The sequence below is a fragment of the Sphingomonas sp. Leaf38 genome (genome assembly GCF_001421825.1).
Taxonomy (GTDB): domain Bacteria; phylum Pseudomonadota; class Alphaproteobacteria; order Sphingomonadales; family Sphingomonadaceae; genus Sphingomonas.
The window spans coordinates 712,210-725,069 of record NZ_LMLD01000011.1 but is presented as its reverse complement, the minus strand read 5'-3'; the positions used below and the strand labels follow the sequence as shown (position 1 = coordinate 725,069).

Annotated in this window: 13 protein-coding genes; 5 read left to right on the top strand and 8 right to left on the bottom strand. The window is 66.8% G+C overall.

All coding sequences use genetic code 11. The annotated features are described in order from the left end of the window. Positions 1 to 86: 86 nt before the first annotated feature. Entirely contained in the window at positions 87 to 461 is a 375-nt protein-coding gene (locus ASE88_RS10710) for a PRC-barrel domain-containing protein (protein ID WP_055875228.1), read from the bottom strand. Positions 462 to 573: 112 nt separating this feature from the next. Between ASE88_RS10710 and ASE88_RS10705 the strand changes: the two genes are divergently transcribed. Beyond that, positions 574 to 1,155, top strand: a complete 582-nt coding sequence (locus tag ASE88_RS10705; RefSeq protein ID WP_235527905.1) for a hypothetical protein — start codon at positions 574 to 576, stop codon at positions 1,153 to 1,155. A gap of 556 nt (positions 1,156 to 1,711) precedes the next feature. Here ASE88_RS10705 and ASE88_RS10700 read toward each other — a convergent pair. The 4 genes from ASE88_RS10700 to ASE88_RS10685 all read right to left on the bottom strand — a co-directional run bounded on the left by ASE88_RS10700 (position 1,712) and on the right by ASE88_RS10685 (position 5,428). Then, entirely contained in the window at positions 1,712 to 2,200 is a 489-nt protein-coding gene (locus tag ASE88_RS10700; RefSeq protein WP_055873396.1) for a DUF2501 domain-containing protein, read from the bottom strand. An 82-nt stretch (positions 2,201 to 2,282) separates the two neighbouring features. Beyond that, a complete protein-coding gene (locus tag ASE88_RS19120; RefSeq protein WP_056478025.1) occupies positions 2,283 to 2,957 on the bottom strand; it encodes a hypothetical protein in 675 nt (224 codons plus the stop codon). Further along, on the bottom strand, positions 2,954 to 4,471 hold the full coding sequence (locus ASE88_RS10690; RefSeq protein ID WP_056478023.1) for a fumarate hydratase: 1,518 nt from the start codon (positions 4,469 to 4,471) through the stop codon (positions 2,954 to 2,956). Before ASE88_RS10690 ends, ASE88_RS19120 begins: the two co-directional genes overlap by 4 nt. 162 nt (positions 4,472 to 4,633) lie before the next feature. Beyond that, on the bottom strand, positions 4,634 to 5,428 hold the full coding sequence (locus ASE88_RS10685) for a hypothetical protein (protein ID WP_056478021.1): 795 nt from the start codon (positions 5,426 to 5,428) through the stop codon (positions 4,634 to 4,636). 218 nt (positions 5,429 to 5,646) lie between these two features. Between ASE88_RS10685 and ASE88_RS10680 the strand changes: the two genes are divergently transcribed. Further along, on the top strand, positions 5,647 to 6,345 hold the full coding sequence (locus ASE88_RS10680) for an NAD-dependent deacylase (protein WP_056478019.1): 699 nt from the start codon (positions 5,647 to 5,649) through the stop codon (positions 6,343 to 6,345). 231 nt (positions 6,346 to 6,576) lie between these two features. Here ASE88_RS10680 and era read toward each other — a convergent pair whose 3' ends face one another. The 3 genes from era to lepB all read right to left on the bottom strand — a co-directional run bounded on the left by era (position 6,577) and on the right by lepB (position 9,220). After that, entirely contained in the window at positions 6,577 to 7,500 is a 924-nt protein-coding gene (era, locus tag ASE88_RS10675; protein ID WP_055873410.1) for a GTPase Era, read from the bottom strand. 251 nt (positions 7,501 to 7,751) lie between these two features. Continuing rightward, positions 7,752 to 8,456: a ribonuclease III gene (gene rnc, locus ASE88_RS10670; RefSeq protein ID WP_414893888.1), complete on the bottom strand. Its 705-nt coding sequence runs from the start codon at positions 8,454 to 8,456 to the stop codon at positions 7,752 to 7,754. After that, positions 8,411 to 9,220, bottom strand: a complete 810-nt coding sequence (gene lepB / locus ASE88_RS10665) for a signal peptidase I (RefSeq protein ID WP_056479382.1) — start codon at positions 9,218 to 9,220, stop codon at positions 8,411 to 8,413. Before lepB ends, rnc begins: the two co-directional genes overlap by 46 nt. 125 nt (positions 9,221 to 9,345) lie before the next feature. Between lepB and pgi the strand changes: the two genes are divergently transcribed. From pgi to gorA, 3 genes are all read left to right on the top strand, one after another. Beyond that, a complete protein-coding gene (gene pgi, locus ASE88_RS10660) occupies positions 9,346 to 10,836 on the top strand; it encodes a glucose-6-phosphate isomerase (protein ID WP_056478015.1) in 1,491 nt (496 codons plus the stop codon). A gap of 174 nt (positions 10,837 to 11,010) precedes the next feature. After that, positions 11,011 to 11,388, top strand: coding sequence for a DUF4174 domain-containing protein (locus ASE88_RS10655; RefSeq protein ID WP_055873419.1), 378 nt, complete (start codon positions 11,011 to 11,013; stop codon positions 11,386 to 11,388). 106 nt (positions 11,389 to 11,494) lie between these two features. Continuing rightward, positions 11,495 to 12,850, top strand: coding sequence for a glutathione-disulfide reductase (gene gorA / locus ASE88_RS10650; protein ID WP_056478013.1), 1,356 nt, complete (start codon positions 11,495 to 11,497; stop codon positions 12,848 to 12,850). Positions 12,851 to 12,860: the final 10 nt, after the last annotated feature.

Sequence of the window (12,860 nt, the reverse complement as noted above, 5' to 3'; positions counted from 1 at the left end):
CACTTGCGATCAGTTAAATGCGTTTTCTGGAAAGCCGAACGAGAAGCTCGACGCCGCGCGACACGTAGCCGCGCGGCAACCGAAGTTTAGCCGATAACGAGGTCTTCGCTGTTCGACCCGTAATAGCTCGCGACGCGGTCGGCATAGGCCTGATCGAAGACGGGGGCGTTGTTCGCCCAGCTGGGGCCGCCTTCGAGGACGCGCTTGTCGATCGTGACGACGTACAGGTCGCGGACCGCGTCGAACTGGAGCAGCGCGAACGGCAGCGGGTAGAAGCTCTTGCCCATGCCGAGGAAGCCGCCGAGGCTGAGCACGGCGTGCGTCGCGCGGCCGGTGCCCTTGTGGACCATGAACGCGTGGACCGAGCCGACGCTGTCGCCATCGCGGCTCTCGACCTTCATCGTGCCGGAAACGCTCGCCTGGACGAGCAGCTGGGTCGGGGTCTGGGCGGCGTCGGACATGCGTGTTCTCCTGAGATCTTCCGTCGCTGAACCGGTATCACCGTGCGGCGGTTCCCGCCTAGACCGCTTCGTCGCGCTTGAGCCGCCGCCGGGCGTGCCGCATAGCGATGCAATGCGTACCCAGTCCCCCTGTTCCGTCGGCTTGCGATCGCTTGCCAGCCCCATCGTCCTGGCGCGACTAGCCGGTCTGGCGACGCTCGCATCGATCGCCGGCTGCGTCCCGCCGCCGCGCGCCGAGGCACCGCCGCCGCGTACGGAGGCGGCTCCGGCCCCCGCCCCGGCCCCGCGCCCCGTGCCGATCGCCGCCGACTGGCGCGACTGGCCGTATTCGCCGGGGACCTGGGTATATCGTCGCGACGCGCGCGGCTCGATCGCGTTGTTCGGGCCGGCGAATGCCGACGCCGCGCTGACGGTCCGGTGCGATACCGGCGCGCGGCAAATCTATCTGTCGCGCGCGGGCAGCACGGCGACGCCGCTGACGATCCGGACGTCAAGCGTGACGCGCGCCGTATCGGTCCAGCCGACGGGCAGCACCCCGGCCTATGTCGCCGCCGCGCTGATGCCGAACGATTCGCTGCTGGAGGCGATGGGGTTCAGTCGCGGGCGGTTCGTGGTCCAGCAGGCCGGGCAGCCGCCGCTGGTGGTGCCCGCCTGGGCCGAGATCGAGCGCGTGACCGAGGATTGCCGCGGCTGAAATCGACGAAGCGACAGCCAGGAAGGATCGGCTGAAAACTTCTGTAAAACAAGGCTTGTATCGCATCCCCGTCCGGCACACATTGGCGGTGCGGTCAGGCTTGGCCGCGTTTTTTCCACAAGCGAAAGGAGGTGATCCGATGTCTCATGGTTCAGCAGTGAGTTCGGTTCGGTTCGTTCGGGGGACGCACCGCTAAGTCCGCCGGTTTGCGTGGGGAGTATCCTCTCCCAGTCAACACGTGAGCCATAGGATAGGCGGTACGCATGGTCCTCCGGGCTGGAGCTCTCCGGCCGCTGACCATGTCAGGAGGCTGTCGGTTCGTCGGGAGACGCGCCGGCGGCCTCTTTTCATTTTGGGGTGGTTTGTTGTGGGTGGTGCGAGCGCGAATGGCGCTAGTGATTTTCGAAGGCACAGCTACCGCCCCACACTCTCCGTCATCCTGACGAAAGTCAGGATCCAGAGTCATCAAGGGCGCGCTTCATAACCCTGGATCCTGACTTTCGTCAGGATGACGGGAGGAAGAGGCAGGGCTTCCCGCCTCGCCTCACGAACCGCCTCACAGGAACGCCTTCGCGCGCTTGAGCACGACGTTGCAGAGCTGCGTCTTCACCTGACCGCCGAGATTGCCGAGCGACAGCGTCTGGCCGTTGCCAGCCTGGACCTGCCCCGCCTGCCCCGCGGCATAGCCGGGCGAGGTCTGGACATCCCGTCGCCCGGTCAGCCGTTGCAGGATCGACTGCGCGCCGCTGGCCTGCGGCGTCGCCTGTGTGCCGGTCTGGCTGCCGGTCAATCCACCGAGCATGCCGCCCTGCCCGAGCAGCTTGTTCTTGAGGCAATAGCCGAGCAGGCCCGCCGCATTGCCGGCCCCGACCGACCCGACGTTGGGCAACCCGCCACCGAGCAGGCCACCCAATCCGCCGAGCCCGCCGAAACCACCCTGCGTGGTCTGCTCCGTCTGCGGTGCGGCGGCCTGGGATGCGGCCGTCTGCGCGGCGGCGCCGGTTGTCAGGCTGAGCGCGGCGGCAAGAACGATGGCGGTTTTCATGATACGCAACTCCGATGGGTTCCATTCACCAACGGTAGAACGCCTGCCCCGTTCCGCTGCGTTGCCGTACGGGAGCCCCGGCTCAGCGCTGCGCAAACAGCGCGTCGACCGATCCGCCATGTTCCGCCAGCACCGTCGCGACGCGGCGACGGGCATCGTGATAGGCCAAGGCCGATGCCCCGGGATCGGTCCCGCGCAGACGCCCGGCTTCGGCGTCGGTGAGGCTGCCTTCGGCGGCGACATGATCGGCATAGCCTTCCACGACCCAGGTCGGGAGGGTCGCTGCGCGCAGTTCGCCGAGGTGGTCGGCGATCATGATGTGCGTCGTCTCGTGCGCGATCACGCCCGACAGCGTGCGCGTGTTGCCGACGTCGCGATCGGTCGTCACGCGGTCGGCGGCGATATCGCTCCGGTTGAAGACGATCGCCGACCCGAACGGTCGACGAAACGCGAAGGCGTGCGGCGACTGGATGGCGAGCACGCGCCAGCGCCAGCCGCCGTTCGTCAGGAACAGCGACCGGTGCACCGGCCCCGTGTAGATCGGGCTCGATCGCAACAGCGTTTCCGCGCGCGCAAGGTCGTCGACGATCCGCGCGTCGATCGGGCGCTCGGCATAGACGGTAACGTCGCCGACCCGCTGGCTGAACGGAAACGCCAGGACCTGCGGCGCATAGGCCAGCATGAGCGCGAGCAGGAGGAGGACGCCGATCGTCCATCCGACGGGGCCGACCCGCCTCCTGCCCGCGCGCGTGGTCATGCGGGAGCGAGCAGCCCCTCGCGTGCGATCTTCTCGCGCCAGACGAGCGGGGCGAGCTGGTGGACGTTCTCGCCCGCCGAATCGACCGCGACCGTCACCGGGAAATCGGCGACCTCGAATTCGTAGATCGCCTCCATGCCGAGATCCTCGAAGCCGACGACCTTCGATCCCTTGATCGCGCGCGCGACGAGATAGGCCGCGCCGCCGACCGCCATCAGATAGGCCGACTTGCGCTCGGCGATCGCCTTGGTCGCATCCGCGCCGCGCTCGGCCTTGCCGACCATCGCGAGCAAACCCTGGTCGAGCATCATGCGCGTGAACTTGTCCATCCGCGTCGCCGTCGTGGGGCCTGCGGGGCCGACCACCTCGGTGCCGACCGGATCGACTGGCCCCACATAATAGATCACGCGACCGCGGAAATCGACGGGGAGCGGTTCGCCCTTCGCCAGCATGTCGGCGATCCGCTTGTGCGCGGCGTCGCGGCCGGTGAGCATCTTGCCGTTGAGCAGCAGGCGGTCGCCATGCTTCCACGTCTGCACGACCTCGGGCGTCAGCGTGTCGAGATCGACGCGGATCGCCGCCTTGTCGGGCGTCCAGTTCACATCCGGCCATTCCTCGAGCTTGGGCGCTTCGAGATAGACCGGGCCCGAGCCGTCGAGCACGAAATGCGCGTGGCGCGTGGCGGCGCAGTTCGGGATCATCGCGACCGGCTTCGACGCGGCATGCGTCGGCCAATCGAAGATCTTGACGTCGAGAATGGTGGAAAGCCCGCCCAGCCCCTGCGCGCCGATGCCGAGCGCGTTGACCTTGTCGTAGATCTCGATGCGGAGCGCCTCGATGTCGTTCTTCGGCCCGCGCGCCTTCAGCTGCGCCATGTCGATCGCGCCCATCAGCGATTCCTTGGCGAGCAGCATCGACTTCTCCGCGGTGCCGCCGATGCCGATGCCGAGCATGCCGGGCGGGCACCAGCCCGCGCCCATCTGCGGGATCATCTCGAGCACCCAGTCGACGATCGAATCGCTCGGGTTCATCATCTTGAACTTCGACTTGTTCTCGCTGCCGCCGCCCTTGGCCGCGACGTCGATCGAGACGGTGTTGCCGGGCACCATCTCGACATGCATCACGCTCGGCGTGTTGTCCTTGGTGTTCCGGCGAGTGAAGGCGGGATCGGCGAGGATCGACGCGCGCAGCTTGTTCTCGGGGTTAAGATACGCCTTGCGCACGCCTTCATCGACGACCTCCTGCAAGCTGCGGGTCGAGTCGAGACGGCAGTCCTGGCCCCATTTGACGAAGATCGTGACGATGCCGGTATCCTGGCAGATCGGGCGGTGACCCTCCGCGCACATCCGGCTGTTGGTGAGGATCTGCGCGATCGCATCCTTGGCGGCGGGGCTCTGCTCGGCCTCGTACGCGACGCCGAGCGCGCGGATGTAATCCATCGGGTGGTAGTAGCTGATGAACTGGAGCGCGTCGGCGACGCTTTCGATCAGGTCGGCTTCGGTGATGACGGTCATGCAGCGCCTTTACGGATACAGGGTTGCAGGCGTCTTAGCGGCGATCGTGGGATTTATGAAGACGGGGGGCGCTCCAACAACCGCATGGCAGGAGCAGCGGCCCTGCCCCTCCTGTCGCACATCGCACGGGCCGCCGCGCACCAGCACGGCGGCCGATCCGGATTACATCGGCGGAGTCAGGCCATCCTTGCCGACCGCGACGGACCTTGCCCCCGACGCGCCGGCCGAGGTGATCGCGAACAGCTTCTGGCCCTTTGCAAGGACCGATCGCTCGGCCGGCTCGAACCGGACGATCGGCGTGCCGACGGGCACGACGACCTGCGCCTTGCCGCCCTTGTACGAGATGCTCAGCTTGGTCTCGCCGGACTTGCCTGCGCCACCGGTCACGGTGCCGTTGGTCATCCCGCTTTGCGCGTCGACGGTACCGTTGGTCATCCCGCTTTGCGCGTCGACGGTACCGTTGGTCATCGCGCTTTGCGCGTCGACGGTGCCGTTGGTCATCGCACTCGACCCGTTCGAGCCGCCGCCTGCAGCCGCCACCGCGCCGGGGACGTCCCAAGGATAATGACCCTCACCCGTGCCGCGCATCGCCTCTGGGAAGATGACCAGTTCGACCGCGCGCAACGCGTCGTCGGGGCCGGTCGTCGCCGTACCGATAAAATCGCCGTCCTTGAGCGTCGACAGGTCGGACTTCACGACCCAGGCGAACTTGGTGTTGGCGTCGAGCGGCACGGTAGCCGACTTGCCGTCATAGGTCTGGACGGTCAGCGTGTCGGCGCCGATCGCGGTGATCACGCCGCGAACGCGGGTGACGGCGGGGGTCGCGCTCGCCGCAGCGCTGGTGTTGGCCATGGCGATGTTGGCGGTCGAGGTGCTGAAATCCGTCGGAGTCGTCTGACCGCAGCCGCCTAGGACCACGACCACGCCGCTCAGCAGCATCAGCTTTTTCGTCAACATCGCAGTAAATCCTTCATACTATCAAAGCGTAGCGCCGAGACGGCCCCAGAGATCGCTTCGCGAGCGGCCGTCGTGATATGGTCGATGCACCTCAACGCCAAAAGGGGCAATCGGTCGCATGGCAGTGGATGGCGTCAGCAAGCGATTGTGAGGCCGTTTCGCCAGCGGCAGGCCGACTTCGACTTTCCGCGCGTCGCTGCCCCGCCTAGAATGTGCCGATGCAGGATATCAGCAACATCGTCGTCCTGACGGGCGCGGGCATTTCGGCGGAGAGCGGGATCGCGACGTTTCGCGGGCCGGGCGGCTTGTGGGAGGGCCACCGGGTCGAGGACGTGTGTACACCCGAGGCGCTCGCGACGGATGCTGAACTGGTGCACCGGTTCTACGATCTGCGGCGCGCGGCTCTGGCGACGGTCGAGCCAAACGCCGCGCACCACGCGCTGGCGCGGCTGGATGCGGCTTGGGAGGGCGAGCTGCTGATCGTCACGCAGAATGTCGATGACCTGCACGAGCGGGCGGGTGCGTCGCGGATGCTGCACATGCACGGCGAGCTGTTGTCGGCACTGTGTGCGGCGTGTGGAACGCGGGAGGCCTGGGCTGGCGCTTTGCCTGAGGGGTCGGTGTGTGGCGCTTGCGGCGCGGCGGCGCTTCGGCCCGATATCGTGTTCTTTGGCGAGATGCCGTACCAGATGGAGCGGATCGAGGCGGCGTTGGCGAAGGCCGACCTGTTCGTTTCGGTGGGGACTTCGGGCGCGGTGTATCCGGCGGCGGGGTTCGTGCAGACCGCGGCGTATCATGGGGCAAGGACGCTCGAGCTGAACCTCGATCCTTCGATGGGGAGCGTGTTCTTCGAGGAGACGCGAATCGGGACTGCCGGGGTGCTGGTGCCGGCGTGGGTGGACGAGCTGCTGGGCTGAAGGGTTGTAATCCCCCTGGCGAAGGCCGGGGCCCAATTGGAGAGGTCCCAATAACGAGGCGCCCGCCGCCGTTACGGATGTCTCCCCAATTGGGCCCCGGCCTTCGCCGGGGTGGTGGTGGGTTGGCGACTTCAGTGCCCCTCGTGAACGGCAAAAGATCTGTTCTCCCGCGAAGGCGGGAGTCCAGGCTGGGCCCCCGCCTTCGCGGGGGATCAGTCTTCTGGACGGGGGTCAGTCGACCCAGTCTAGGCCCATGTCGCGGTAGACTTCGCGGTCTTCGTCCCAGCCGGGCTTCACCTTTACGTGCAGGTACAGATGGACGGGTTTGCCGGTGATGCTGGCGAGTTCGATGCGCGAGCGGGCACCGATTTCCTTGATCCGGACGCCGCCCTTGCCGAGCACGATCGCGCGCTGCGTCGGGCGTTCAACGAGGATCTGCTGGTGGATCTCCAACGACCCGTCCTGGCGCTCGATATACTGCTCGGTCTCGATCGTGCTCGCATAAGGGAGCTCGGCGTGGAGCTGGAGATAGAGCTGCTCGCGCGTGACTTCGGACGCGAGTGCGCGCTCGGTCGAGTCGGAGACCTGGTCTTCGGGATAATGCCACGGGCCTTCGGGCATCGCCTTGGCGAGCTGCGTCTTGAAGTGCGCGAGGCCGTCGCCGGTGCCGGCGCTGATGAAGAACGTCTCGGCGAAGGGGAGCAGCGCGTTGAGCTTTTCGGCGTGGATCAGCAGCTTGGTCTTGTCGGCGAGATCGACCTTGTTGAGGATCAGCCAGATCGGCTCGGTGCGGCCGACCAGCGACTCGACGATGGTCGTGACCTTGCCGCCGATCCCGCCCTTGGCGTCGACCACCAGCGCGATGATGTCGGACCCTTCCGCGCCGCCCCAGGCGGCGGCGACCATCGCGCGGTCGAAGCGGCGCTTGGGCTCGAAGATGCCGGGGGTGTCGACGAGCAGGATCTGCGTGTCGCCTTCGATCGCGACGCCCATCAGCTTGGCGCGCGTGGTCTGCGCCTTGGGGCTGACGATCGCGACCTTCTGGCCGACGAGCGCGTTGACGAGCGTCGACTTGCCGGCGTTCGGGGCGCCGACGATGGCGACTAGGCCGCAATGCTTGGGCTTGGTATCGGGCGTGGTATTCGTTTCAGTCACATATGCTCTTTTCGAACTGGTGTTGGTTGCACCTGTACAGGGAAAACGGCTGTCCGTCATCGCGTCGTGGATACGTCGAGAAAGGGAGTTTTGTTCGCGCGGAGGCGCAGAGAGCGCGGAGGTGGTGTGGTCGGGGCAAGGTCGCGCCCGACAAGACGCCGAGTTATTCGGCGGTGCGTGATCGTAGTGGGAGCGAGCCTCATTCGCAGCACCTCCGCGTCCTCCGCGCCTCCGCGCGAGCAAAACTCTTTCTAACTGAGCTTCTCCAGCAACGCCTTGGCCGCCGCGGTTTCGGCTTCCTGCTTGCTCGATCCCATGGCGGTCGCCTCGGCGAGCTTGCCGATCGAGACGAGGATCGTGAATTTGGGCGCGTGGCCGGGGCCGGAGCGCTCGACGACGGTGTATTCGGGGGGCTTGCGGTTATGCGCGGCGGCCCATTCCTGGAGCGCGGACTTGGGGTGCTGCGGGGCCTTGGCGCCGGCCTGGACGCGGTCGCCCCACGCGCCGCGGACGAAGGCGCGCGCCGCGTCGAGGCCGGCTTCCTGATACCAGGCGCCGATCAGCGCCTCCATCACGTCGCCGAGCACGTTGTCGCTGTCGCTGGCGCCGTCGTCGCGCGCCTGCTTGCCGAGTTTGAGATGCGCGCGGACGCCGAGTTCGCGGGCGACGTCGGCGCAGACCGGGCCGGTGACCAACGCGTTGAGACGCTTCGATAGCGAGCCTTCGGGATCCGTGGCGAACAGTTCGTACAACCACTCGGCGATGATCAGGCCGAGGACGCGGTCGCCGAGGAATTCGAGTCGTTCGTAGTTCGCCGCGGCCTGGCTGCCATGCGTCAGCGCGCGCTCATAGGGGGCGAGGTTGGTCGGTGTGCGGCCGAAGAGCGTCTTCAGCCAGCCGGCGAGGTCGCTCAAAAGCCTTCCCCGATGCGGCTCCAGCGCGCGGCGCTGACCCAGGTCCAGGGCTTGAGCCATTCGGCATTGCCGTCGGTCGAGAAGAAGTTGACGACCGCCTTGCCCTCGACATTCTCGAGCGGGACGTAACCCATGCCGCCCGGCGCGGGGAAGCGACTGTCGCCGCTGTCGTCGCGGTTGTCGCCCATCACGAAGATGTGGCCCGCGGGGATCGTGTAGAGCCCGGTGTCGTCGCGGTCGGGGAGTTCGGCCTGGTCGAGCACTTCGTAGCTGCGACCATTCGGCAGCGTTTCGCGGAAGCGGGGGTAGCGGCAGATCTGGACGTTGGCGACGACGTCGACGAACGGCGCGCCGCATTTCTCGGCGTCGAAATTGGCGGTCAGCGGGATCGTGAAGTCAGCGATGCGCTGTTTCGCGATCGCCTTGCCGTTGAGGTAGACGACGCCCTGCCGCATCTGGACGGTCTCGCCGGGCAGGCCGATGACGCGCTTGATGACGTCGTGATCGAGCACTTCGGGCGCGCGGAAGACGACGACGTCGCCGCGCGTCGGCGTGCTGCCGAGGATGCGGCCGGGGATCAGCGGAACGCCCCCGGGCAGCGACCAGCGCGAATAGCCGTAGTTCCATTTCGAAACGAAGAGATAGTCGCCGATCAGCAGGCGGGGCAGCATCGATTCGGACGGGATGCTGAACGGCGCGAAGATGAAACTGCGCAGGATCAGCACGACCACCGCCAGCTTCAGCAGGAAGCGGAACGTCTCTGCAGTCTCGGACCGCGCCGGTTTGGTCTTCGTGTCATTTGCCATGGCGGCGGGTTTGCGCAGACCGCGCGCGTCGTCAAGCGTGCGGAGGATACCGAACGCCGAAAGACCGTTGTCGCGGTCTCGCGCTTGCAGCATGACCGGCGCGCACGTCTATTCGGAGAAGTAGCATGACCGCCGACTGGTCCAAGATCGAAGCCCTGCCCGCCACCACGCTGACCGACCTGTTTGCACAGGATTCGGAGCGTCTCTCGAAGCTGAGCCTCGACGTCGCGGGCATCCATTTCGACTGGTCGAAGACGCATCTGACGACCGACATGGTCGCGGCGTTCGAGCAGATGGCCAAGGCGCAGGATCTGGCCGGCAAGCGCCAGGCGCTGTTCTCGGGCGAAGTCGTCAACGTCACCGAGGGCCGCGCGGTCGAGCACACTGCCGAGCGCGGCGAGGGCAAGCCCGAGAGCGTTGCGATCGCGCAAGCGAGCCACCAGCGCATGCGGACGCTGATCGACGCGATCGAGGCGGATGCGCTGGGGCCGGTGCGGCATATCCTGCACGTCGGGATCGGCGGGTCGGCGCTGGGGCCGCAGTTGCTGGTCGACTCGCTCGGGCGTGACGACAAGCGCTACGATGTCGGGATCGTCGCCAATGTCGATGGCGTCGCGCTGGAGGACGTGTTCGCCAAGTTCGATCCGGCGGCGACGCTGCTGGTGGTCGCATCGAAGACCTTCACCACCACCGAGACGCTGATGAACGCCGAGAGCGTGCTGCAGTGGATGACCGAGCATAATGTCGAGGATCCGTATGGCCGCGTTATCGCGCTGACCGCGGCGCCCGAAAAGGCGATGGAATGGGGCGTCGACGAGACGCGCATCCTGCCGTTCGCCGAGAGCGTCGGCGGGCGCTATTCGCTGTGGTCGACGATCGGGTTCCCGGCTGCGATCGCGCTCGGCTGGGACCGGTTCGAGGAGCTGCTCGAGGGGGCGGCCGAGATGGATCGCCATTTCCGCCTCGCCGCGCTGCACGAGAATGCGCCGGCGCTCGCCGCGTTTGCTGATCTCTATTACACGCAGATCCGGCATGCCGAGACGCGCGCGACGTTTGCCTATGACGAGCGGTTGCGGCTGCTGCCGAGCTATCTCCAGCAGCTGGAGATGGAGTCGAACGGCAAGTCGGTGACCGCGGATGGCGAGCCGCTGGGGCGGCCGTCGGCGGCGATCACCTGGGGCGGGGTCGGCACCGAGGCGCAGCATGCGGTGTTCCAGCTGCTCCACCAGGGCACGCACCTCGTGCCGGTCGAATTCGTCGCGTCGATCGAGGCCGGCGACACGCTGCCCGAGGAGCATCACAAGGCGCTGTTGCTCAACGCGTTCGCACAGGGTGCGGCGTTGATGGCGGGCAAGCAGGTCGAGGATCCGGCGCGCAGCTATTCGGGCGACCGGCCGTCGTCGACGCTGCTGCTCGACGATCTCGATGCGCGCACGCTGGGCGCGCTGATCGCGTTTTACGAGCACCGGGTGTTCGTAAACGGCGTGCTGCTGGGGATCAACTCGTTCGACCAGTTCGGGGTGGAGCTGGGCAAGGAGATGGCGAAGGCGGCGGAGAAGGGCGGGCAGACGTTCGATCCTTCGACGGATGATCTGATCGCGCGCGCGTTTGGGTAAGTGGAGGTTGGGGGAACGTGCTTCCCCCAAGCCCCAACTCCGCCACCCCGGCGTAGGCCGGGGCCCAATTGGGCGAACCGTGGTTTCCCAAACGACCGCCTTCCCAATTGGGCCCCGGCCTTCGCCGGGGTGGTAGAAGAGGGAGCGCGCGCGCACCTCCCGCGTTACGCCTGAATGCCCATCCTCCTAGCCGCCGCGCTCGCCGCCTCTCCCACCCTCGCGCAGATGCGCTGGGAGCGGCGGGTGTTGATCGTCGCGGCACCCTCCGCGCATGACCCAATGCTTGCCGCACAGCGCCGCATCCTTGGCAGCTGGAGCGCGAAAGGCGACGAGCGCGACCTCACCATCGTCGAGGTCGTAGGCGATCAGGTCCGCGGTGCCGGCGACACCGCCCCTTCTCTGCGTCGCAAATTCCGCCTTCCCGCGACCTTCACCGCGATCCTGATCGGCAAGGACGGCGGCGAGAAACTGCGTAGCACGCACCCCTTCCCCACCGCCCTGCTCGAGCAGACGATCGACGCGATGCCAATGCGCAGAGCGGGTCAGCGATAGAGTCGGTCGATCAGCCTGATCGCCGCGCCGGGGTTGTCGCCTCGCGCCCCCTGCCCCAGATGGCACTCAAAGCCGCAGCGCGGCGCGCGACGTACAAGGATAGCCCGTGACCGATACCCAATTCGACTATGACCTCTTCGTCATCGGCGCCGGCTCGGGCGGGACGCGCGCGTCGCGCGTCGCCGCCGCGCACGGTGCACGCGTCGCGGTCGCCGAAGAATATCGCGTCGGCGGGACCTGCGTCATTCGGGGCTGCGTGCCCAAGAAGCTGCTGATCTACGGCGCGCATTTCGCCGAGGATCTGAAGGACGCCAAGCGCTTCGGCTGGCAGGTGCCCGACGATTGCGCGTTCGACTGGCGCGTGCTGCGCGACAACGTTCTGGAGGAGGTCGACCGGATCAACGGCGCCTACACGACCACGCTCGAGAATAATCACGTCGACATCATCCATCAGCGCGCGGTCGTCTCCGGCCCCAACGAAGTCACGCTTGCCGACGGCAGCAAGAAGACCGCGGCGAAGATCCTGATCGCGGTCGGCGCGCACCCGCTGGTGCCCGACTGCCCGGGTTCAGAACACGGCATCACCTCGAACGAGGTGTTCCATCTCGACGCCGTTCCGAAGCGCGTGCTGATCGCGGGCGCGGGCTATATCGCCAACGAATTCGCCGGGATCTTCCACCAGTTCGGATCGCACGTCACGCTGATCAACCGCACCGACGTGATCCTGCGCGGCTATGACGAATCGATTCGCGACCGGCTGCTCCAGATCTCGATGAGCAAGGGCATCGACTTCCGCTTCAACGCGGCGTTCCAGGGCATCGATAAGGGCGAGGACGGCTGCCTGACCGTCAGCATGAGCGGGCATGAGCCGATCACCGTCGACCTCGTGATGTTCGCGACCGGCCGCCTGCCGAAAACCAAGGGCCTCGGGTTAGAAACCGCGGGCGTCGAACTCGACGCGGCGGGCGCGGTGGTCGTCGACGCGGACAACCGGTCGAGCTGCGACAGCATCTTTGCGGTCGGCGACGTCACCAACCGTATCCAGCTGACCCCGGTCGCGATCCGCGAGGGCCAGGCGTTCGCCGACACGTTCTTCGGCAACAAGCCGACGCGTGTGGATTACGCCAACGTTCCCGCCGCGGTGTTCAGCCACCCGCCGATGGCCGGTGTCGGCATGACCGAATCGCAGGCCAAGCAGGCGCTGGGGTCGGTGAAGGTCTACACGTCGGACTTCCGGCCGATGAAGAACGTGCTCGCCGGGCGCAACGAGCGATCGCTCTACAAGATGATCTGCGACGGCGAGACCGACCGGGTCGTGGGTATCCACATGATCGGGCCGGACTGCCCCGAGATCCTGCAATCCGCCGCGATCGCGGTGAAGGCGGGGCTGACCAAGGCCGATTTCGACGCGACGGTCGCGCTGCATCCGACGATGGCGGAAGAACTCGTGCTGATGAAGTAAGACCTTCGGG